Annotated in this window: 21 protein-coding genes and 1 pseudogene; 8 read left to right on the top strand and 14 right to left on the bottom strand. The window is 58.9% G+C overall.

Annotation, left to right across the window (positions count from 1 at the left end; translation table 11 throughout):
- The 11 genes from C7H09_RS07360 to C7H09_RS07310 all read right to left on the bottom strand — a co-directional run.
- Nucleotides 1–281 (bottom strand): ABC transporter permease subunit (locus tag C7H09_RS07360; RefSeq protein WP_420844155.1); only part of this gene is annotated, 281 nt, incomplete at its 3' end.
- Nucleotides 282–379: 98 nt separating this feature from the next.
- On the bottom strand, nucleotides 380–1,591 hold the full coding sequence (locus C7H09_RS07355; protein ID WP_106761946.1) for an ABC transporter substrate-binding protein: 1,212 nt from the start codon (nucleotides 1,589–1,591) through the stop codon (nucleotides 380–382).
- Nucleotides 1,592–1,661: 70 nt separating this feature from the next.
- A complete protein-coding gene (locus C7H09_RS07350) occupies nucleotides 1,662–2,378 on the bottom strand; it encodes an ABC transporter ATP-binding protein (protein WP_106761945.1) in 717 nt (238 codons plus the stop codon).
- Nucleotides 2,375–3,181: an ABC transporter ATP-binding protein gene (locus C7H09_RS07345; protein WP_106761944.1), complete on the bottom strand. Its 807-nt coding sequence runs from the start codon at nucleotides 3,179–3,181 to the stop codon at nucleotides 2,375–2,377. Before C7H09_RS07345 ends, C7H09_RS07350 begins: the two co-directional genes overlap by 4 nt.
- Nucleotides 3,182–3,259: 78 nt before the next feature.
- The gene (locus tag C7H09_RS07340) at nucleotides 3,260–3,685 is read right to left on the bottom strand and encodes a PaaI family thioesterase (RefSeq protein ID WP_106761943.1); all 426 of its coding nucleotides are present in this window, start codon (nucleotides 3,683–3,685) and stop codon (nucleotides 3,260–3,262) included.
- Entirely contained in the window at nucleotides 3,682–5,331 is a 1,650-nt protein-coding gene (locus C7H09_RS07335; protein WP_106761942.1) for an AMP-binding protein, read from the bottom strand. Before C7H09_RS07335 ends, C7H09_RS07340 begins: the two co-directional genes overlap by 4 nt.
- 125 nt (nucleotides 5,332–5,456) lie before the next feature.
- Nucleotides 5,457–6,344: a 3-hydroxyisobutyrate dehydrogenase gene (gene mmsB / locus C7H09_RS07330; RefSeq protein WP_106761941.1), complete on the bottom strand. Its 888-nt coding sequence runs from the start codon at nucleotides 6,342–6,344 to the stop codon at nucleotides 5,457–5,459.
- 35 nt (nucleotides 6,345–6,379) lie between these two features.
- The gene (locus tag C7H09_RS07325) at nucleotides 6,380–7,465 is read right to left on the bottom strand and encodes an enoyl-CoA hydratase/isomerase family protein (protein WP_106761940.1); all 1,086 of its coding nucleotides are present in this window, start codon (nucleotides 7,463–7,465) and stop codon (nucleotides 6,380–6,382) included.
- Between the two features lie 12 nt (nucleotides 7,466–7,477).
- Complete coding sequence (locus C7H09_RS07320) at nucleotides 7,478–8,257, bottom strand: enoyl-CoA hydratase (protein ID WP_106761939.1); 780 nt, start codon at nucleotides 8,255–8,257, stop codon at nucleotides 7,478–7,480.
- Between the two features lie 48 nt (nucleotides 8,258–8,305).
- Entirely contained in the window at nucleotides 8,306–9,472 is a 1,167-nt protein-coding gene (locus C7H09_RS07315) for an acyl-CoA dehydrogenase family protein (RefSeq protein ID WP_106761938.1), read from the bottom strand.
- Between the two features lie 93 nt (nucleotides 9,473–9,565).
- Nucleotides 9,566–11,059, bottom strand: coding sequence for a CoA-acylating methylmalonate-semialdehyde dehydrogenase (locus C7H09_RS07310; protein WP_106761937.1), 1,494 nt, complete (start codon nucleotides 11,057–11,059; stop codon nucleotides 9,566–9,568).
- A gap of 126 nt (nucleotides 11,060–11,185) precedes the next feature.
- On the opposite strand from C7H09_RS07310, the gene C7H09_RS07305 reads away from it, so the two are divergent.
- From C7H09_RS07305 to C7H09_RS07285, 5 genes are all read left to right on the top strand, one after another.
- Nucleotides 11,186–12,106 carry an AraC family transcriptional regulator gene (locus tag C7H09_RS07305; protein ID WP_106761936.1) on the top strand — a complete coding sequence of 307 codons (921 nt, stop codon included), beginning with the start codon at nucleotides 11,186–11,188 and terminating at the stop codon, nucleotides 12,104–12,106.
- 255 nt (nucleotides 12,107–12,361) lie between these two features.
- Nucleotides 12,362–13,468: a polyamine ABC transporter substrate-binding protein gene (locus C7H09_RS07300; RefSeq protein ID WP_106761935.1), complete on the top strand. Its 1,107-nt coding sequence runs from the start codon at nucleotides 12,362–12,364 to the stop codon at nucleotides 13,466–13,468.
- Nucleotides 13,469–13,470: 2 nt separating this feature from the next.
- Nucleotides 13,471–14,589, top strand: coding sequence for a polyamine ABC transporter ATP-binding protein (gene potA / locus C7H09_RS07295; protein WP_106761934.1), 1,119 nt, complete (start codon nucleotides 13,471–13,473; stop codon nucleotides 14,587–14,589).
- A gap of 4 nt (nucleotides 14,590–14,593) precedes the next feature.
- Entirely contained in the window at nucleotides 14,594–15,523 is a 930-nt protein-coding gene (locus C7H09_RS07290; RefSeq protein ID WP_106761933.1) for an ABC transporter permease subunit, read from the top strand.
- Nucleotides 15,516–16,337 (top strand): ABC transporter permease subunit, encoded by an 822-nt coding sequence (locus C7H09_RS07285; protein ID WP_106761932.1) that lies wholly within the window; start codon nucleotides 15,516–15,518, stop codon nucleotides 16,335–16,337. The genes C7H09_RS07290 and C7H09_RS07285 overlap by 8 nt, the downstream gene beginning before the upstream one ends.
- A gap of 3 nt (nucleotides 16,338–16,340) precedes the next feature.
- On the opposite strand, the gene C7H09_RS07280 is transcribed toward C7H09_RS07285, so the two are convergent.
- The 3 genes and pseudogenes from C7H09_RS07280 to C7H09_RS07270 form a co-directional block, all read right to left on the bottom strand.
- The gene (locus C7H09_RS07280; protein ID WP_106761931.1) at nucleotides 16,341–17,393 is read right to left on the bottom strand and encodes a proline racemase family protein; all 1,053 of its coding nucleotides are present in this window, start codon (nucleotides 17,391–17,393) and stop codon (nucleotides 16,341–16,343) included.
- Nucleotides 17,393–18,535, bottom strand: a pseudogene (locus tag C7H09_RS07275) (alcohol dehydrogenase catalytic domain-containing protein). The gene C7H09_RS07280 and the pseudogene C7H09_RS07275 overlap by 1 nt, the downstream one beginning before the upstream one ends.
- 106 nt (nucleotides 18,536–18,641) lie before the next feature.
- Complete coding sequence (locus tag C7H09_RS07270) at nucleotides 18,642–19,742, bottom strand: AI-2E family transporter (RefSeq protein ID WP_106761930.1); 1,101 nt, start codon at nucleotides 19,740–19,742, stop codon at nucleotides 18,642–18,644.
- A 361-nt stretch (nucleotides 19,743–20,103) separates the two neighbouring features.
- Here C7H09_RS07270 and C7H09_RS07265 point away from each other — a divergent pair, with 361 nt between their 5' ends.
- The 3 genes from C7H09_RS07265 (at nucleotide 20,104) to C7H09_RS07255 (ending at nucleotide 22,340) form a co-directional block, all read left to right on the top strand.
- On the top strand, nucleotides 20,104–20,532 hold the full coding sequence (locus tag C7H09_RS07265; protein ID WP_106761929.1) for an SRPBCC family protein: 429 nt from the start codon (nucleotides 20,104–20,106) through the stop codon (nucleotides 20,530–20,532).
- Nucleotides 20,533–20,704: 172 nt separating this feature from the next.
- A complete protein-coding gene (locus C7H09_RS07260) occupies nucleotides 20,705–21,505 on the top strand; it encodes an oxygen-binding di-iron domain-containing protein (RefSeq protein WP_106761962.1) in 801 nt (266 codons plus the stop codon).
- Between the two features lie 109 nt (nucleotides 21,506–21,614).
- Entirely contained in the window at nucleotides 21,615–22,340 is a 726-nt protein-coding gene (locus tag C7H09_RS07255) for a YebC/PmpR family DNA-binding transcriptional regulator (protein ID WP_106761928.1), read from the top strand.
- Nucleotides 22,341–22,387 lie beyond the last annotated feature (47 nt).

The raw sequence follows: 22,387 nt of genomic DNA, 5'->3' as shown, positions 1-22,387 counted from the left end.
CGCCGGAGCAGGAAGTATTCGATGAGCATACCGAAAGCGCCAACCAGTACGGGAGCGACGAAGAGCGCGACCCAGTAATTGACGCCCAGCAGGTCAAACAGAACCACGGTGACCAGGGCACCGAGCATGTACATGGCGCCATGGGCGAAGTTGATGATCTTCAGCAGACCGAAGATAACCGCGAGGCCAAGGCTTAACAGAGCGTAGAAGGCGCCGTTGATAATCCCGATCAGCAGCTGGCCAGACAGCACAGCAAGGGGGACGCCGAAAATCATGGTCATGTTGCTTTCTCCACAAGCAGTGCGGGTATTGTTGTTATTGGGTGCTCCGAGCCAGCCGGTGCATCCGCGTGTTGCCGATGCACCGGGGCGTTCACACCTTACTTGCTAACCAGCTTGCACTTACTCTCAGACAACGGGCGATAGGCCTCGTCGGCCGGGATGGTGCGCAGAATCTTGTACAGATCCCACTCGGAGGTGGATTCGGCCGGGGTTTTCACTTCGGCCAGGTACATATCGTGCACCATACGGCCGTCTTCGCGGATTTTGCCGTTCTTGGCGAACATGTCGTTGATGGGGGTATCCATCATCCGCTGGCGTACCGTCTGGGCATTGTCGGAACCGGCGGCGGCCACGGCATTCAGGTAATGCAGGGTGCTGGAGTAGATACCGGCGTGCACCATGGTCGGGCGAACGCCGGTTTCTTTCATGAAACGATCCGACCATTCGCGGGCTTCACCGTTCATGTCCCAGTACCAGCCGGTGGTGAGTTGGATACCCTGGGCGGTTTCAGCACCCAGTGCGTGTACGTCGGTCAGAAACAGCAGCAGCGCGGCCAGGGTCTGGCCCGCCTGGGTTACTCCGAACTCACTGGCGGTGGTGATGGAGTTGGTGGTGTCGGCACCGGCATTGGCCAGGCCAACCACATCGGCGCCAGAGGCCTGGGCCTGCAGAATAAACGAAGAGAAATCCTGGGTTGGGAACGGATGGCGCACTGCCCCGACAATTTCCCCGCCGTTGGCTTCTACCACCCGCCGCACGTCACTTTCCAGGGCATGGCCGAAGGCGTAATCGGCGGTCAGCACATACCAGCTTTTGCCACCTTCTTTCACCACGGCACTGGCGGTGCCGTTGGCCAGCGGGTAGGTGTCATACACGTAGTGGATGTGATTCGGGGTGCAGTGTTCGTTAGTGATGCTGGAAGCCGCCGAGCCGGAGACAATACCCAGCCGGTCGTTCTCTTCCAGGATCTTGCTAACGGCGATGGATACCGACGAAGCCACCAGACCGGCCACCATGTCGACATCCTCGTTCTCCACCCAGCGCCGGACGGTGCTGGAAGAGGTATCCGGGCTGTTACGGTCGTCGGCGCTGACCACCTCAATCTTGGCGCCGTTCACTTTGCCACCGAAATCGGCAATGGCCATCTCCAGCGCCTTCAGGCCATTAGGGCCCGCCAGATCCCGGTAGGTGCCGGACATATCTGCCAGATAACCGATTTTTACCGTGTTATTGGAAATCTCGGCCTGGGCGGCACCCGCCATCAGAGCTGAGGCAACGGCTGAGGTCAGAAGCTTTTTTGTGATTGTCATTGTTGTTTCTCCGCGACTGTCTTGCGTTGGTTCGGTTTGTTGTTGCTTTTGTTGCTCTTGATACTTTGGTTCAGACACCCAGATAGCCATCCAGTACCGACTGCTTGGCCGTCAGTTCGTTGGCATGGATTTCTTCCACAATCTGGCCGTGTTCCACCACGTAGTGGCGATCGGCCAGGGGTGCAGCAAAGTGGAAATTCTGTTCAACCAGAACAATGGTCAGCCCTTTGTTTTTCAGGGCCACCAGCACCTCCCCGAGTTTTTCGACGATCACCGGCGCCAGGCCTTCGGTGATTTCGTCCAGCAGCAGCATGTTGGCGCCGGTACGCAGGATGCGCGCCATCGCCAGCATCTGTTGCTCACCCCCCGAGAGCTTGGTGCCCTGGCTGAAACGGCGCTCATACAGGTTGGGGAACATGGTGTAGATTTCTTCAAGGCTCATGCCACCACTGCGCACCACCGGTGGCAGGGTCAGGTTTTCCTGCACGTTCAGAGACGCGAAGATGCCTCGATGCTCCGGGCAATACCCCACCCCCAGGCGGGCAATGTGGTGGGGCGCCCGCTGCATGGTTTCCTCACCGTTGATCATGATGGAACCGGTACGGCGGCCTACCATGTTCATAATCGCTTTGAGCGTCGTGCTTCGGCCTGCCCCGTTGCGGCCCAGCAGGGTGACCAGTTCGCCCCGGTGCACCACCATGTCTACGCCATGCAGAATGTGGGATTCGCCGTAAAACGCGTGCAACCCAGAAATGCGTAGCTGTTCATACTGCCTGTCCGGGCTCATTGGGCGGCCTCCAGATTTTCCTGCTCAGGGGCGGAGGCACCGCGTTCGCCGCTGCCGTCGCTGCCCATGTAGACCTCGCGCACTCTCGGGTCGTCGGAAACCGTCTGGTAATCACCCTCGGTCAGCACCGCCCCCTGGGCCAGTACCGTAATGCGGTCGCACAGCTTGCTCACCACGCTCAGGTTGTGCTCCACCATCAATACGGTTCGGCCCTTGGCGGCTTTGCGCACCAGTTCCACCACCCGATCCACGTCTTCCGAGCCCATGCCCTGGGTGGGTTCGTCCAGCAACAGCAGTTGCGGTTCCATGGCCAGGGTGGTGGCAAGCTCCAGCGCCCGCTTGCGGCCGTAGGCCAGTTCCACCGTGGTGGTGTTGGCAAATTCCGCCAGGCCAACAGAATCCAGCAGTTCCATGCAACGCTCATTGAGCCGGTGCAGGGAGTTGCCGGATTTCCAGAAGCTGAACGAGGAACCCTCGGCGGTTTGCAGCGCCACCCGGATATTTTCCAGTGCGGTCATGTGCGGGAAAACGGCGGAAATCTGGAAGGAACGGACAATGCCCTTGCGGGCAATGGCGGCAGACTTGAGGGCAGTGATGTCTTCGCCCTTGTAGAGAATCTGCCCGCGGGTTGGTATCAGGAATTTGGTCAGCAGGTTGAACACGGTGGTCTTGCCCGCACCGTTGGGCCCGATCAGGGCGTGGATATCGCCCTGCCGGATCTGCAGGTTAACGTCGTTTACGGCGACAAACCCCTTGAATTCCTTGACCAGGTTACGGGTCTCGAGAACGTACTGTGAACTCATGAGCCACTTCACCTTTGTTATTGTTGTATTGCTGAATTATCAAACAGATTAGATTTACGTGCACGTAAACGTCAATAGTTAATTGCGATATTTATCGGGCGGAATGGAATAAGTCATGGTGGAATGCGCCACCGGCTCGTCCATACCGTCGGAATACACCAGCACATCGCCCACCGCCATGGTGCGCCCGACCTTGAGCAGGCTGGCCCGAGCCCGGATAGGAGCATGGGCCACCGGCTTGCGCAGGAAGTTGATGTTCAGGTTGGTGGTTACCGCCAGAGGCACCAGGCCAATCCGGCTAAGCAGCGCGGCGTACATGGTCACATCGGCCAGCGCCATCATGGCCGGGCCAGATACCGTGCCGCCCGGGCGCAAATGGCCTTCGTCCACCGCCAGCGACATTTCTGCCCAACCATCGCCCAGAGCCTCCAGGGCGCCGTAGGCGGCACCCTGGGGGAACTGCTCTTCGAGAAAGCGGTTCAGCTCCTCAAAGGTGATGTTCATGCCGACACCTCCTCCTGGGCACGGTTCCGCAGCATGAAGCGCTGGATCTTACCGCTGGGGGTTTTCGGCAGTTCGTCCACAAACTCGATTTCCCGGGGGAAGGCGTGGGTGGACAGGCGGCGGCGCACCAGCTCCTGCAGTTCGTCCCGCAGCGATTGCTCGTCTGCCGGTTCCTGCCCGGCCTTGATCACCACGTAGGCCTTGATGATGGCGCCGCGCTTTTCGTCCGGTTTGGCCACCACGCCGGATTCCGCCACGGCGGCGTGCTCCAGCAAGGTGCTTTCCACATCCGCAGGGCCAACCCGGTAACCGGCTGTGGTGATGATGTCGTCATCCCGGCCACTGAACGAATAACTGCCATCGCCGTGGCAGATCACCATGTCACCGGTCAGGTAGTAGCCGTTCACAAACGGGTCTTTTTCGCCCCAGGTGTAGCCGTCAAAGTGGAACAGCGGTGATGCCTTCAGATCCACCGCCAACTGCCCCACTTCGCCCTCACCCACTTCCTGGTTCTGCTCGTTCAAGGCAACCACCCGGTGGCCCGGTGAGGAGAAGCCCATGGCGCCATGGCGCATAGGGTGTTCAAGAGCGTGGAAGTTGCAGCAGGTCATGCCGGTTTCAGTCTGGCCGTAATGGTCTTTCACCGGGCAGTGGAAGCGGTTGGCGATCCAGTTCACCACCTCCGGGTTCAGCGGCTCGCCAGCGCTGCTGCACACCCGCAGCCCCAGATTCTCACCCTCCGGCAACACCTGATCGTTGGCTTTCAGCAACCGGTAAGCGGTGGGTGCCGCCGCCAGGTTGGTGATCTTGTACTTGCGGATCATGTCGTAGGTGGATTCCGGGGTGAACGCGTTCGGATTGAAGTGGGTGGCGTGCCCCATCAGCAATGGCCCGGTAACCGCGTAATACAGGCCGTAGGCCCAACCCGGATCGGCCACGTTCCAGAAGACATCGTCGTCCCGAAGGTCGATGGCGTACTTCATGTACACATAGAACGCCAGCAAGGCCTTGGCGGGTACCGCCACGCCCTTGGCTTTGCCCACGGTGCCGGAGGTGAACATCTGCAGGAACGGATCACTGCCGGTGATCATGACTGGCTCGAACTGGTCGGACTGCTGGCCCAGCACCTGATGGAAATCGCCTACCTCGTTACCGATGTCCGCCGCGTTCACACAGAGCACCGGCGGGCAGTTGTTAACTTCTTTCAGTTTGGGGTAGTTGGCGGGGTCGGTGACCACCAGCTTGGTACCGGCCTTGTCCAGGCGGTATTCAATGGCGCCAGAGCCAAACGCGGTAAACAACGGCTGATACACCGCCCCCAGGCGTAACGTACCGGCAATCACCATCAGCAGTTCCGGCCCCCGGGGTAGCAAACCGGCGACCCGGTCGCCCTTGCCCACGCCCTGCGCTTGCAGATAATTGGCAAAGCGGGCAGACGCCGCCCTGAGCTCGGCGAAGGTCATCGAACCATCGCCGCCATCGGCGGTTTCATAGTAGAGCGCCACCTTCTGTGGATCTCCGGCCCACTTGTCACAGATTTCATGACACACGTTCAGGCCGCTGTCCAAACGCCCATCCAGAACTTCAGCCTCCAGAGCGGCGACATCGAAGTTGTTGTACACGTCATCATAATGCGGGAGAGCCATCGTACACTCCTGTTTGTTGTTATCGTCCGTTGCACAAGGTTTAATCAGGTTTAGCACAGGGTCTACTTTACGTAAAGGTAAACTTTAGGCTAAAAAGAAAGGGCGACCGCAATCGCCCTGCTTTCCTACTCCGGTTTATACAGCCTCAGGATGCTGGAGAAATCCAGTTCGCCATTACCCTGCCCCGCATGGAGCTGGAACAGGTTTCTTGCCAGCGACCCCATGGGAATCGATGCCTGGTTGATCACCGCGTTGTCGAACGCCAGGCCGAGGTCTTTTGACATCAGGTTCACCAGGAAGCCGCCCTCGTAGTTGCGAGACGCAGGTACGCCATCCATCACCCCCGGCCAGGGGTTATACACGTTCAGGGCCCAGTTGCCGCCAGAGCTTTGTTTCATGATTTCCGACAGTACGGCCGGGTCGAGGCCGTTTTTGGCACCCAGTGCCAGGGCCTCGCTGGTGCCTGCCATCAGGATGGCCAGCAGCATGTTGTTGCAGATCTTGGCCACCTGGCCAGCGCCGTGGGGGCCAGCATGGAAGATGTTCTTCCCCATGCCTTCGAGTACCGGTTTGGCCCGCTCAAAGGTGTCGTTGTCGCCACCGCAGATGAAGGTCAGCGTGCCCGCTTTGGCGCCACCAACCCCGCCGGACACCGGCGCATCCAGAAACGCCAACCCCTTTTTCGTGGCGGCCTCTGCCACCTTGCGGGCGGTTTCCGGGGCGATGGTCGACGAGTCGATCACCAGGGTACCGGCAGGCAGTGCCGCCAGCAGACCGTCCTCGCCCAGATACACCGCCTCTACATGCTTGCCCGCAGGCAACATGGTCACCACACAGTCTGCGCCGTCAGCGGCGGCCCGGCCGGAATCGGCGGTACTGGCACCTTCGGCCACCAGGGCTTCAACGGCGGGCTGAGACAAATCGAACACAGTTACCGCATGCCCGGCCTTGAGCAGGTTCGAGGCCATGGGAGCCCCCATGTTGCCCAGCCCGATAAAGGTAATCTTGGCCATTGTGCTTCTCCTTGTTGTTGTTTCTCTGACGCCCGTCAGTGGGCAGGCGCCTGGCTGAAAAAGCTGTTCACCCACTCAGGCTCCAGCTCGGAGAGCGAGGCATAGCGCCAACGGGGTTGCATATCTTTGTCGATCAACAGTGCCCGAATGCCCTCGGCAAACTCACCTTTTTTCAACGCGTTGTGAGACATCACCAACTCGTTGTCTAACACCTGCTGCAGGCTGTGCAAACGGCTGCGATGATAGTGTTGCCACATCAGCGCCAGCGAGGTGGGCGATGCGCTGCCCAGCCCTTTTACCGATTTGCCCAGCCAGTCATCCCGGCCCCCCAGTTCCGCCAGTTGTGCCACAACCTGGGGCAGTGAATCGCCATCGGTGGCTTGCTGGATATCGTCGAAGAACTGTCTTATCGGCGACGCCGGCAGTGCCGCCTGGCTTTGCTGCTCATATTGGCGCAGCACCGAACTTACCAGCGCGTGAGCGTCGGCCGCCTGCCAATCGGCCGCTGTCAGGCCCGCCACTACCTGAGCTTTTAATTCCTGGGTAATAAAGCGGTCGGCCATGTTAACGAACAGGGCATCGGCGCCATTCATTCGGGCCCCAGTCAGGCCCAGGAACAAGCCGGTACGCTGGGGCATGCGGTTAAGGAACCAGCCTGCGCCAATGTCCGGATACAGGCCGATACTGACTTCGGGCATGGCCAGCTTTGAATGCTCGGTAACGACGCGGTGAGACGCGCCAACCATCAGGCCGATACCGCCGCCCATCACAATGCCGTTGCCCCAGCAGATCACGGGCTTGGGGTAGCTGTGGATCTGGTAATCCAGCTGGTATTCCAGATTAAAAAACTCCACGCCCTCGGCCACTTTGCCCGGCTCGGTCATGGCCCGGTACAGCGACACAATATCGCCACCGGCGCAGAAGGCCTTCTCGCCCTCGGCTTCCAGCCAGACCGCCCGGATAGACGGCTCATCGGCCCACTCGGTCAATTTCGGGCCAAGCTGCCGGATCATCTCCATCGACAGCGAATTGAGGTTACGCGGGGTGTTGAGCCGCGCCACGCCAATCCGGTCGCCACTGGCGGTTTGCCACTCGTCAAATACTATAGGTTGATCACTCATAACAGCCCCGGGTTAACGGTTTTTCCATTCCGGCTTGCGCTTGTCGAGAAACGCATTCACGCCTTCTGTCTGATCTTCAGTGTGGAACAACTCCACAAACAGCTCCCGCTCCATGCGCCAGCCGTCACTGTGGCCCCGGCCCTCCCGGGCACTCATCACCAACTGCTTGCAGCGGGCAATGGACGACGGGCTCTGTTTGCAGGCGCCTTCCGCCAGTTTCAGCGCGGCCTCCAGGCCCTGGCCAGAGGGCACCACTTCTTCCACCAGTCCGATTTGCAAAGCTTTGTTGGCATCCACCCGTTCGCCACACAGAATCATTCGCTTGGCCCAGCCCTCGCCCACCAGCCAGGGCAGGTTTTGGGTGCCACCGGCGCAGGGCAGCAGGCCAACGGCGGCCTCGGGCAGAGCCATTTGCGCGTGCTCTTCGGCGATGCGGGTATCGCAGGCCATGGCACACTCCAGCCCGCCGCCCATGGCGTAACCGTTGATGGCGGCAATGGACGCGCCCCGGAACGCGGTCAGGGCAGCAAAGGCCTCGCCAAAACGCTGGGCCATGTCGTTGGCCCGGGCCAGATCGCCATCGGCGAAGGTTTTCAGATCCGCTCCGGCGGAGAAGAACTTCTCGCCCTGGCCGGTGACCACCAACGCATAGATGTCCCGATCCTGATTCAGCTCTTCCACCAGATTCTTCAATGCCGCAAGGGAGTCGGCCGTCCAGGTGTTGGCCGGCGGGTTGGCAATGGTCAGAATGGCGATGTGGCCGCGTTTTTCCAGTTCAAGCAATTCACTCATCTCTGTGTCCTTTTCAACGTCTGTGAGCCGACAAAGGGCCGAATTCGATTATTGGATAGCGTCGATCACACCATCGTCCAGCAAACGGCGGGCGATGATCAGCCGCATGATCTCGTTGGTGCCTTCCAGAATCTGGTGCACCCGCAAATCCCGCAGGTAGCGCTCCAGTGGGTATTCCCGAATGTAACCATAGCCGCCATGGAGCTGCAGGGCCTCATTGGCCACCTCGAAACAGGCATCGGTCGCGAAACGCTTGGCCATGGCACAATGCAGCGTGGCTTCCGGGTCTGCCTGGTCGAGCTTGAAAGCCCCCAGCCGAACCATTTGCCGGGCGGCGATCAGGTTGGTGGCCATATCCGCCAGTTTGAATTGCAGGGCCTGGAAAGCCGCCAGTGGCTTTCCGAACTGCTGGCGTTCGTGCATGTAATTGCGGGCCCGCAACAGTGCTGCCTGGGCTCCCCCTAAGGAACAGGTCGCAATGTTCAGGCGGCCACCGTCGAGCCCTTTCATGGCGATGGCAAAGCCGTCGCCCTCCTCACCCACCCGGTTGGTGGCCGGTATGCGCACGTCTTCCAGAGTCACCAGGCGTGTGGGCTGGCTGTGCCATCCCATTTTCTCCTCGTTCTTGCCGTAGGAGATGCCCTCGGCATCGGCCGGAATCACAAAGGTGGAGATACCCTTGGCGCCACTGCCAGCATCGCCGGTTCTGGCCATAAGGACCAGTACATCGGTGGCACCGGCCCCGGAGATAAACATCTTGCTGCCGTTGAGCACATAGCTGTCGCCATCCCGCACCGCCCGGGTACGCAGGCTGGCGGCATCGGAACCGGCACCGGGTTCGGTCAGACAATAAGACGCCAGCCATTCGCCACTGGCCATCTTGGGGACATACTCCTGCCGGAGGTCTTTCGAGGCGAAACTGGCCACCATCCAGGTGGCCATATTGTGAATGGTGATGAAGGCGGCGGTGGAGGGGCAGGCTGCCGCCAGCTCTTCGACAATGACGGAGGTATCCAGGCGGGACAAGCCCATGCCGCCCAGAGCTTCCGGGGTGTACATGCCCATAAAGCCCATCTCGCCGGCGGCCTTCATGACATCCACCGGGAAAATATGCTCGGCATCCCATTGAGCGGCGTGGGGTGCCATGGCCTTTTCCGCAAACGCCCGGGCCGCGTCCCGGAACGCCAGCTGATCTTCGGTCAGATTAAAATCCATTGCTGTGCTCCTGTGTCTTCACGATGGGGTTCCCACTACTGCCAATGGGAAAAAGGGGCCGGGATACGGCCCAAGTCCTCACCGACAACGCGATTAACGAAGCTGAATGGAGAAGTTGGCCTCCGAGGATGTCGCCTCACTGGAGAACCAGCGGGAGGTAACGGTTTTGGTTTCAGTGTAAAAGCGCACAGCCTGTTTGCCATAGGCGTGCTGATCGCCGTAGAAGGAGCCTTTCCAGCCGGTGAACGAGAAGAACGGCAGCGGTACCGGAATGGGAATGTTCACGCCTACCTGGCCCACATCAATTTCGTGCTGGAAGCGGCGCGCCGCACCTCCGTGATTGGTAAAGATAGATGTGCCGTTGCCATAGGGGCTGTTGTTGATCAGCTCAATGGCCTCGCCCAGGCTGTCAACATTCACGCAGGACAGCACCGGGCCAAAGATCTCTTCGTTATAGATATCCATCTCGGTGGTCACGTCGGTGAACAGGGTCGGCCCCACCCAGTTGCCATCCGGCAGCCCCTCCACTGTGCAGTCCCGGCCGTCCAGCAACAGGGTGGCACCCTGGGCTTCACCGGTAGCAATCAGCGATTCAATGCGGTCTTTGGCCTTGGCGCTGATGATCGGGCCATAGCTGGCTCCGGCATCGTCCCAGGCACCGGGGCGGGCTTTGGCCATGGCGTCTTTCAGATCGGGAATCCATTCCTGGGCGGCACCAACAAAAACGGCCACCGAGATTGCCATGCAACGTTGGCCGGCGGCGCCCACAGACGCGCCCACCAGGGCATTGATCACCTGCTGTTTGTCGGCATCCGGCATGATCACCATGTGGTTTTTAGCACCGGCAAAGCTCTGCACGCGCTTCATGTTGCGGGTACCGGTCTCGTAGATATACCGGCCCACAGGCACCGAGCCGACAAAGGACACGGCCTTGATGGCCGGGTCGGTCAACAGGGTATCCACCTGCTCTTTGGCCCCATGCACAACTTGCAGCACGCCCTTGGGCGCGCCCGCTTCCTGGAACAGTTCTGCCAAACGTGTCGGGGTAAGCGGATCCTGTTCAGACGGCTTGAGAATGAAGGTGTTACCGCAAGCGATCGCCATGGGGAACATCCACAGCGGGATCATCGCGGGGAAGTTGAACGGGGTGATACCGGCACACACACCCAACGGCTGAACCCAGGAGTGGGTGTCGACATTGCGGGCAACGTTTTCGACAGTTTCGCCCATCATCAGCGACGCCACGTTGGCGGCGTGCTCCACCACTTCAATACCACGCCAGACATCACCTTTGGCGTCTTCAAAGGTTTTGCCGGTTTCCTGAGAAAGGATTTCAGCGATTTCATCGTGATGCTCTTTCAACAGCGCCTGATAGCGCAGCATCACCCGGGCCCGCTCAGATACCGGGGTTTCTTTCCAGCTCTGGAATACCTCACTGGCATTCTCAATGGCCCGACGCATCTCGGCTTCGGTGGCGCAAGGCACCTGTGCGATGACTTCGTTGGTGGCAGGGTTGGTGAGATCGATCCAGTTGCTGGTCTGGCTCTCGGTGAATTCTCCGGCGATTAACTGAGGTACTTTCTTCATGCTGATATTCCCTGTTTGTTGTTATCTGGGAGTGCCCGAGCCATCGATTCCACCGACAAGCCGGGCGATGATTTTCTGAAAGACTAGCACGCAGTTTGCCGGTGGGTGATTGACTAAATTTCGCCCATGATGGATTATTTTTCGATGTCAGATTTTTCGAGCAGTAAACAGGAAGCCCAGACCTCCCGGTGGCCAGTACCCAAAGACAGTGTGCGCTATGTGGTTCCAGAGCCTATTCTGCGGCTATTGGCGACACATCCGTTGACGCGGGAGCTGTATCCGCTGGCCTTTGGCCATTACCGGAAAGCCGCCGGCCATCACATGCACCGGGAACATCATCGTGACAATCTTTTGATCTATTGCACCGATGGCAAGGCCTTCCTGAATGTCGCGGGTACGCCCTATACCGTGGAGGCGGGCGACCTTCTGCTGCTGCCCGCCGGGGCCAGCCATCGCTACACCGCCGCCCCGGACGACCCCTGGAGCATTCACTGGGTTCACTACACCGGGCCTCTGGCCGAAGAGTTCGGCCATTACATGGGGTTCGACGAGACCACCCGGATACGTCACCTGGGCCGCCAGCCGCGCCTGCTGGTGGACTTCAACGGCCTGCTCTCGGTTCGCCAGACCGGCTTTCGCGCCCGGGGCCTGATTCATGCCAGCAACCGGTTGCGCCAGTTGCTGGCCGCCGTGCCAATCAACGCCGATGAAACCAGCCAGGCCCGCCAGGCCGAACTGGATTCGCTGCACAGCTTTATGCGCGAGCATCTTGAAGAGCGGCTGACGCTGAACCAATTGGCGGAACTCTCCGGGCTGTCACCCACCCACTTCGCCACCCGTTATCGCGAGCAAACCGGCGTCTCACCCATCCAGCATTTCCTGCACCTGAAGGTGGAGCGGGCCTGCGAACTGCTCGACAGCACCAGCCAGTCCTTCGCCGACATCAGTCGACAACTGGGCTACGACGATGCTTACTATTTCTCGCGATTGTTCAAAAAAGTGATGGGAAAATCGCCCAGGGACTACCGGCATACGGCGCGGCATTGATCCAACGCCCACCAACCTGAGCGAATACGCACAAATCCCCCATGCACCAATGAAATTTCAGTAGCGCAGCGCCAGATCTCATGGTACATATCGCTCGAATTCGGCCAATCCCCCATTGGCCGTTTCCAGGATAAGCCTCAAAGGAGTCAAAAGGCGGCGCCCTGCCACCTGCGGCCACCCTCAGCCGACCTGCACAACACCGCGTGCGTCCTGCACGCTTTGTCTTCATCCCTTTTCAGTGAGGGACGTTATCCAATGTTGAAGTTGTGTAAGCCACAGGCGCTTGCCGCCGCTGTTGCTGTGTCTCTGGGTGCCTCTTCGGCTTTTGCAGCCGAAGAAGTGCGTGTTTACAACTGGTCTGACTACATCGCCGAAGACACCCTGGCGAAGTTCACCGCAGAAACCGGCATCAAGGTTGTCTACGACGTGTACGACAGCAACGAGGTGCTGGAAGCGGCGCTGTTGTCTGGCCGTTCCGGATACGACCTGGTTGTGCCCTCCAACCACTACGTGGCCAAGCAGATTTCTGCCGGTGCTTTCGAGAAGCTGGCCCCTGCGCAGTTGCCGAATATGGCCAACCTGAACCGGGACTTGATGGCACAGCTGGAGAAAGTGGACGCCGGTAGCCAGTTCTCCCTGCCCTACCTGTGGGGCACCAACGGCTATGGCTACAACGAAGGCCGGATTCAGGCCATTCTGGGCGACAGCGCCCCCACCGACTCCTGGGCACTGGTGTTTGATCCAACTGTGACCGGCAAGCTGGCCGCTGGCGGTTGCGGCATCGCCATGCTCGATTCCGGCGAGGAGATGGTACGCGCGGCCATGGCCTACATCGGCCTGGCCCCGAACAGCAACAAGGCCGAGGACATCAAGAAAGGCGGTGAGGTGATCAAAGCGGTGCGCCCGAACATCACCTACTTCCATTCGTCCCGTTACATTGGCGACCTGGCCAACGGTGACCTGTGCGTGGCCGCCGGCTACTCCGGCGACATCCTGCAAGCCGCCGCCCGTGCCGAAGAAGCCGAAAACGGCAACGTCATCCGCTACACCATTCCCAAAGAGGGCGCGGTGCTGTGGTTCGACATGATGACCATTCCGGCCGGTGCGCCGAATGTGGAGAACGCCCACAAGCTGATGAACTTTCTGATGCGCCCGGAGATCATTGCCGATGTGACCAATTACGTGTGGTACGCCAACCCGAACCAGGCGGCCAATGAATTCGTGAACCCGGAAATCCTCGGCGACACCAGCATTTACCCCACGGAAGACGTGATGAAGAAACTCTACATCATGGAAGGCCGGCCACAGGACGCCCAGCGCCTGATGACCCGCACCTGGACCAGCGTTCGGTCTGGTCGCTGACGGTGGCCGTAGCAAACAACACCTCCGCGCAAGCGGAGGTGCTCCTCAGCATCAAGGGCGTTTCCAAAAGCTTTGACAGCACACTGGCGGTGGACGAGGTAAACCTCGACATCCATCGGGGCGAGATTTTTGCTCTGCTGGGTGGCTCGGGTTCCGGCAAATCCACCCTGCTGCGTATGCTGGCAGGCTTTGAAACTCCGGATAGCGGTCGCATTCTGCTGGATGGCCAGGACATCACGGCGCTGCCGCCGTACCTGCGCCCCACCAACATGATGTTCCAGTCTTATGCCCTGTTCCCGCACATGACCGTGGAGCAGAACATCGCCATGGGCCTGAAGCAGGACAAGCTGCCGAAACATGAAATTACCGACCGAGTGGCGGCCATGCTCAAGTTGGTGAAGATGGAGCCTTACGCTAAGCGCCGCCCGCAGCAATTGTCGGGCGGACAGCAACAGCGTGTGGCTCTGGCGCGCTCGTTGGCGAAGCGGCCAAAACTGTTGCTGCTGGACGAGCCTATGGGCGCGCTGGACAAAAAGCTGCGCACCGAAATGCAGCTGGAACTGGTGGATATTCTGGAAAAGGTCGGCGTTACCTGCCTGATGGTGACCCACGACCAGGAAGAGGCCATGACCATGGCCAGCCGGATTGCCATTATGTCCCATGGCCGGATTGCCCAGGTGGGCTCGCCCATTGATATCTACGAAAGCCCGAACAGCCGCATGACCGCAGAGTTCATCGGCTCGGTCAACATCTTCGAAGCCAGCATTCTGGAAGACAACTCCGACAGCATTTCGCTGACCAGCGAGTTACTGGATGCACCGGTGTTCATCGACCGGGGCGTCACCACGCCCGCCGAAAACACCGACACCCTGATCGCCCTGCGCCCGGAGAAAATCTACCTGACTTCCGAAAAACCCGAGGGCGAGACCAACTGGAGCTGCGGCACCGTGGACAACATCGCGTATTTGGGCGACATCACGTCGTACTACGTGAAGCTGGCCAGCGGCAAGCGGGTTCAGGCCACCATGGCCAACGTGGAGCGCCGGGGCGAACGGCCCACCTGGGGTGACCAGGTGTACGTGTCCTGGGAAGCCTCCAGCCCGATTCTGCTCTGGAACTAAGCCGATGACAAAAAAACTTTTCGCCACGCCTCTGGCTGAGCGGGTGCGGGCGGTGGTGTTCCATCGCCGGGTGGTGTTCGGCATTCCGTTCGCCTGGTTGCTGCTGTTCTTCCTGTTGCCGTTTGCGCTGGTACTGAAGATCAGCCTAACCTCGGCGGTGATGGCCATCCCGCCTTACGAACCGGTGTTCCGGTGGCTGGACAACACCCTGTCGGTGGTGGTGAACCTGGGGAACTATGTGTTCCTGGCCAGCGATAGCCTGTATATGGCCGCCTACTGGGGCTCGGTGAAAACCGCCTTCCTGGCCACCCTGTTCTGCCTGCTGATCGGCTACCCCATGGCCTACGCCATTGCCCGGGCACCGAAACGCTGGCAGCTGGTGTTTCTGCTGCTGGTGATGCTGCCGTCCTGGACATCGTTTCTGATTCGGGTGTACGCCTGGATGGGCATTCTGGGCAATCAGGGATTGCTGAACAGTTTCCTGATGTGGCTGGGGCTGATTGACGAACCACTGAAACTGCTGAACACCAACTTTGCGGTGATTCTGGGCATTGTGTACGCCTATCTGCCGTTCATGGTGCTGCCCATCTACACCAATCTGGTAAAGCTGGACGTGCGCTTGCTGGAAGCAGCCTCAGACCTGGGTTGTCGCAACCTGACCACCTTCTGGGCCATCACCCTGCCGCTATCAAAGGCCGGAATCCTGGCAGGCTCCATGCTGGTGTTTATCCCGGCGGTGGGCGAGTTTGTGATTCCGGAACTGCTGGGCGGGCCGGATACCCTGATGATTGGCAAGGTGTTATGGGAAGAGTTCTTCAACAACCGTGACTGGCCGGTGGCCTCTGCCCTGGCGATTGTGATGCTGGCACTGCTGCTGGTGCCCATTGTGCTGTTCCACCGCTTCCAGGCTCGGGAGATGGAAAAGAATGGTTAACTTCAAGGCGCCCGGCTTCTCCAGAACCATGCTGATGCTGGGCCTGCTGTTTCTGTACCTGCCCATGGTGGTGCTGATCGTGTATTCGTTCAACGCCTCCCGGCTGGTGTCGGTATGGGCGGGTTTTTCCACCAAATGGTACAGCGCGCTGTTCAATAACGAACAACTGCTGGCGGCGGTGTGGATGAGCCTGCGCATTGCCTTCTACTCTGCCAGCATGGCGGTGTGCCTGGGCACCCTGTGCGCGTTTGTGATCACTCGCTTCAAGAAAATGCGCGGCCGCACCCTGCTGTCGAGCATGATCACCGCACCCCTGGTGATGCCCGAAGTAATCACAGGCCTGTCGCTGTTGCTGTTGTTTGTACAGATGGCACAACTGGTGGGCTGGCCGGTCGACCGGGGCATGGCCACCATCTGGATTGCCCACACCACCTTCTGCAGCGCTTATGTGGCGGTGGTGGTGAGTGCACGCCTGCAGGAAGTGGATCGCTCCATTGAGGAAGCGGCTATGGATCTCGGGTGTACGCCGCTGAAAACCTTCTTCGTGATCACCCTGCCAGTGATTGCACCGGCCCTGGTGTCTGGCTGGCTGCTGGCTTTCACCCTGTCGCTGGATGACCTGGTGATTGCCAGCTTTGTATCTGGCCCGGGTGCCACCACCCTGCCGATGGTGGTGTTCTCGTCGGTGCGGATGGGGGTTTCGCCAGAAATCAACGCCCTGGCCACGCTGATTATTGCGGCGGTGTCGGTGATCGCCCTGATCGCGTGGTTCTGGATGCGCCGGGCGGAAAAACGGCGGCTGCGGCCGCGCTGAACATCATTCGCTGGGCGAACGGCGGCGACTCGATAGAATGCGATGCACACCATCGCAATCCACCATCGGGTCGTCGCAGTTCACCACAATGTCGGAGCGGGCAATCACAAAGCCCCTTCCGGTGATGTTGTTGTTGACCATCTGATAGCCTGCCTCGGAACTCACCCCGGTGCACTCGCCGATAAATCGCGTGTTTCTCAACGAAATGGTTTCCAGCTTATGGCCAACCCCAAGCCTGCCCTCATACTGCATCAATGCCAGGCGGGCGGAGGTTCCGGTGCCGGTGGTGCTTCGACAGATCACGCCCGGATGCACGTAGGTGGCTGAGCGGGAGCGGGTATAGCCCCGCGCAACGGCTTCCTCTCGCCCCATAAAGTGCAGGAATGGCAGCGGCCCGACATCCCCCAGACTGTAATGGAAAAACAGCTGTTCGGCCTGAATGGCCTCAACGATGGCATGGGCGGAGTGGGCAAGTTCACGCTCTTCCCGAAGGGTAAGACCAAAACCCAGCGACTGCGCATCCACCAGTGCGTAGAACCCACCGCTGTAGGCCACACTGTAGACAACCTGCCCCAGACCCGGCACCTGAATACTGGCATTGTGGGTGTGAATGTAACTGGGCAGCCCTTCGCAGGTGATGGCTTCGACCACGCCTTCCTTTATGCGGGCCAGGATATTGACCAACCCGGCCGGAGATTCCAGCAAAAAGCGTTGCTCGCCTTCCTGTTTCGGCACAATCCCGGCCTCCAGTACCGCAGTGGCGGTGCAGATGGTGTTGGAGCCGGAATAAATCGGGTAACCCATCACCTCCATGATGATATAACCCGCCGCCGCCCGGGGGTCCGTTGGCGGCACCAGCAAATCCACCGACATTTCCGGAATGCCGTAGGGCTCCTCCAGCAACAACCTGCGCAAACCATCGGCCTGATCACGCAGGTATTCCATCTGCGCGCGCACTGTGCCGCCCGGCAGGGGATCAATACCCCCGGTTACAATGCGGCTGACATCGCCACCGGCATGGGTGTCCATCAGCTGAATGGTCAGTTCCGGGGTCATCAGTCGGTCTCCAGAGCGAATGGTTGCCCGTGTTGTTGCCACTGGGCATCCGGCACGACGACGATCTTGCCCAGATAATCACTGCCACGATTGACAAAATAGGTCTCCGCCCGGTGTAGATTCGACAACCGGAATGCACCGTGCAGAACCGGCTTCAGATCGCCGCGGCGAATCCAGCTCACCAACTGGCCTGCCTCTTCTCGGGTGCCGTGGGACACACCAAATATCTGCACCTGATACAGATAGATTCGCGTCCACAGGATTTCGCTGATGTTGCCGCCACTGGCACCGGCAATGCTTAGCCTCGGGTAGGTACTTCGGGCATTCATGTCGAAAATCATCGCGTCGATGAAATGGTCGGTCATTGCCCCACCCACCAGATCCATCACGGCATCCAGGGGCTTGCCCCCGGTTTCCGCTTTTAACCGATCAACAAAGCGGTTCATATCGGTTCGGTCGAGCACCGCTTCAGCGCCAAGCTTGAGCAGGGACTTCGCTTTCTCTTGCTGACTCAGGGCGTAGGGAATGGCACCGATGATCCGGCACAGCTGAACCAGTGCCGTGCCAACACCACCGCTGGCCCCGGTAACCAGCACCCGTTCACCCGCCTGAACATTGGCCGAAGTCAGCATGTGGTAAGCGGTCTGATAGGAACACATACCCAGGGCGGCAAGCTCGGCATCGGCCAGATCAGAATTGGGAACGTGATAGAACTGATCAGAAGGGACGGCCACGTATTCAGCATAACCACCATCTGCCCCGTGGCCGTAATAGTCAGGCGTCAGATTGATATCGGTTCAGCGATCGGCATAGAGGTTGAAATCCAGCAGGCCACGTTCGCCAATGCGGGCTTCACTCACACCCTCCCCCGCCGCCACCACGCGCCCAACAATATCCGCACCCTGGATTCGCGGAAAGGTGAGTGTGGGCTTTCCGCCCATCTGGAAGGACGTCCTTTCGCCTTTCTTCGTGGGGTAGAGCCCCTCCCGGGCCTTTCGATCGGTGTTGTTCTTGGCGGTGGCGGTTACCTGCACCAGCACCTGCCCTGCCCCGGGGCTGGGCACCGGAACGTCCCGGTAACGGAGTTTATCAATGCCACCATGCCCCTCAAGCACCATGGCCTTCATTAACCTGGGGATCATCCGGGCCCTCCCGCCTGCGCTGGTGGTATCCAATTCCCTCAGCATAGGAAAGATCCCGGCGACTGTCAGGCAAGCCGGCATCGCAAACGCGAGGCTCCGTTCTGAATTACCGGGCGATGACCCGATACACCGGCCGCAAACGAGGCACCTGTTTCAGAATCACCTGCAGGATGGTCATCAACGGCACCGCCAGCAACACTCCCACCGGCCCCCACAGCCAGCCCCAGAAAAAGATCGACACGAAGATAACCACCGGATTGATCGACATCCGGAAACCGTGAATCCAGGGTTCCAGAAAGAAGCCGACAATGGTGGTGAGCAAAATAAAGCTCAGGGGCGCCAGGGCCATCATCCAGAGCGGCTCCAGTGAAATGGCAGAGACTATGCCCAGCAACGCAATCGTCAGCATGTTACCCAGATAGGGAATGAACCGGGCCAGCCCGGCTACCAGCCCCCAAACGGCGGGATCCGGCAAATCAACAGCCCAGCAAATTAACCCGGTGAGCACGCCAACCGAAGCATTGCTAAGGCCGACAACGGCCAGGTAGCGGGCAATCTCATGCTGGGAATCGTGGGTGATCCGGAGCACGGTTTTTCTTTGCCCTTTAGGCACCTGCCTGACAAAATTACGAATTAACCGGTCACCACTAACCAGCAAAAAGTAAGTCAGAGCCAGCGCAAGCGTTAAACCAGCAATACCGTTGCGGGCTTTGGATATCAACTGGCTGCGCCAGGACTCCGCCTGCAACACCACAGTGGTCGGTTTGGCCGCCCGGGACTCCGACAACTCTTCTACCGACTTTTCAACTTGCTCCGCAGAGCGGTTCACCTTATCGATCTGGCGCATAATCGTGCTGTCACCCACCAGCAGGCGGGAAAGCCCCTCCGGTGCTTTCTGCGCCCATTCAAGCGCAGGCATGGCGACAGCCGCCCCCAGCCCAAGAATGCCTGCCAGCACGGCAAGCACCAGAATCAACGAACTAACCACTCGCGGCAATCGCCACCGCAACGAGGCTTTACGCACCAGGGGTGCCAGCAGCAGGCTGGTCAGAACTGCCAGAATAATCGGCAGAACAATCTGGTGGGCCAGATAGAGGGTATACAGAATGCCCAGAATGAACAGGCCGTAAATGGGGGTAGAAAGATCGGCAGAGGCGGGCGATTTACCTGATTCAGGTTCCAAATGTTCGGTTGTCTGGTCATCCATGGGCACGGGCTACCTTTCTATGTGCGGACACCCGGGGCAAATCCGGGCAGCCAGCGTTGAGGTCGAATAAGAAGACACCACAGTTTAGCGTTTTCAGGAACTACCAACATTATCAGAGAATGACAAATACAGCGGGCTTTCCCGTGCGTTGGTGATTCCGTGGTGAACTACCTCTGGCGGATGCGTCGTAATAATGTCCGGTCTAGCTGATACATAAAAACGGAGTCTGCGATGCCCTCCCGCTACGATACCGCGCACAGCCCCTTGTCTGGCCATCCCAGCGAAAACCGGTGCACGCCACTTTAGTTGTTCCTGGCAAAGGGTTAATCTTGGTAATACACATAATAAAAAGAGCACAACAATGGCAGACTACCTCATTGAAATTGATGAAGTTTTTGAACTTCCAAGGCGCCAGGTATTCATGATGTTTGCAGACCACTACCGTTTCGGTAAATTGATCGGCGCGCCGGTAAAACGAATCAAGGACAGCCTGCAAGCCGACCCCAATGGCATTGGCTCGGTTCGCCGGGTGGGGCTTGGGCCCTTGTCGGTGGAGGAGACCGTACTTGGTTTTGAACCGGATTTGCTGATTGAGTACACCATCATCAGCCTCAGCCCTCTGCGCAATCACCGGGGGCGCATCCGCTTTTCCGAGACTCAGGAAGGTCACACCCGCGTGCATTACGTGATCAGCTTTGACGCGGCCATTCCACTCACCGGCAGCGCTTTCCGCGCCTTGCTGGAGCGCAGGATACGCCGGGGAGTCAGGCGGCTTCCGCAACTGGTTTGACGCGTCTGCATAGCACCCGGATACAAACAATTACTTGATGGATATCAGATAATTGACTTGCGGCAATAGTTCACATCTGGCATTTCTGTACCCTGCCCGGCACCTTGCAATATCCGGCCATTGAGCAACACTACCACCCTTGCCTGTACACAGACTGTTTTGGGAGATGACCATGGCTGCAGAGCCGATAGTTCTTTTTGATAACGGACACCACAAATGCCTGATGTTCGATTCCCTTGTTACCGGCGAGGGAGTGCAGTCCAACCAGTTTCTGATCGTTGACGGTAAACACGAAGCGCTGATTGATCCGGGCGGGGATCTTACTTACACCCCTCTGTCTGTTGCAGCCTCGAAATACCTGAACATCCGGGATATGGACTATGTGTTCGCCTCGCACCAGGACCCGGACATTATCGGTGCGATCGACCGCTGGATTGTTCATACCCAGGCCAAAATCGTTACCTCCAAGCTCTGGGCCCGCTTTCTGCCTCACCTGGTTTCCAGCTACGTAAGCAACCAGCTCAGTGGCAGCGTTTATGATCGCATTGTGAGTATTCCGGACGGCGGCGCCAATGTGCGCTTCGGAGACACCTACCTGCAGTGCCTGCCCGCACACTTCATGCACTCTGTCGGCAACCTGCAGTTCTATGATCCGGTGTCGAAGATCCTGTTCTCCGGCGACCTGGGCGCATCCCTTGGCAATGACAACGAGCATGAACCGGTCAAGGATTTTGAGCAGCATGTCGCCAGCATGATCGGTTTTCACCGCCGCTATATTGCGTCGAAAAAAGTCTGCTCCCTGTGGGCCAACATGGTTCGCGGTATGGATGTGCAGATGATCGTCCCCCAGCATGGCAAACGGTTTGAGGGCCAGGCCATGATTGACCAGTTCCTGAACTGGGTAAGCAATATGGATTGCGGTATTGATCTTGTCACCCAGGAAAACTATCGCCAACCCGTGGAATACATCTGAAAAACGGGCTCCGCAGGGACGCGGAGCCATTGCAGTTCAATCAGGCCTGTCCCAAAGCTCTCAGGTTCAGTAAAATCCGTCTTTTCATTGAATTCCAGAGGCAGCGAATATGGGCAGAGCCTATCAGAACCGCAAAGAATCCATGGCCAAAACGGCCGCGGCAAAAACCAAGGTTTACAGCAAATACGGTCGCGAGATCTACATGGCGGCAAAGTCCGGCGGTGTAGACCCCCAGGCTAACCTGTCCCTGCGCGGGCTGATCGAGCGGGCCAAGAAAGACCAGGTTCCCACCCACGTTATTGAAAAAGCGATCGATAAGGCCAAGGGTGGTGCCGGTGAGGATTATGCTCCGGCACGCTATGAAGGCTACGGCCCAGGCAACTGCATGGTGATTGTCGACTGCCTGACCGACAACCCTAACCGTACGTTCGGTGATGTGCGCCTGGCCTTTACCAAAACCAAGTGCAAAATCGGCACCCCGGGCGTTGTCGCCCATATGTTCGACCACTGTGCGATTTTCGTGTTCTCCGGTGACGACGAAGACACGGTGCTTGAAGCGTTGATGGAAGCCGACGTTGATGTTACCGACATCGAAAGCGAAGATGGCAAGATCACTGTTTTCACACCGAATACCGAATACGCCAAGGCCCGTCAGGCACTGGAAGCAGCGTTCGAAGGTATCGAGTTCGACGTCGACGAAATCCAGTTCCTGCCAAAAACCACCACTACCGTGGAAGGCGATGACATTCCGCTGTTTGAAAAATTCCTGGACATGCTGAACGATCTGGATGATGTTCAGAACGTGTTCCACAACGCGGAATTGCCCGAGGAATAACGGCGACAACCGTTGCTGAGCGCTCAAACCATGGCAGAGGAAACCTG

The sequence above is a fragment of the Marinobacter fuscus genome (assembly GCF_003007675.1).
Lineage (GTDB): Bacteria > Pseudomonadota > Gammaproteobacteria > Pseudomonadales > Oleiphilaceae > Marinobacter > Marinobacter fuscus.
This window is presented reverse-complemented; position numbering and strand designations above follow the sequence as displayed.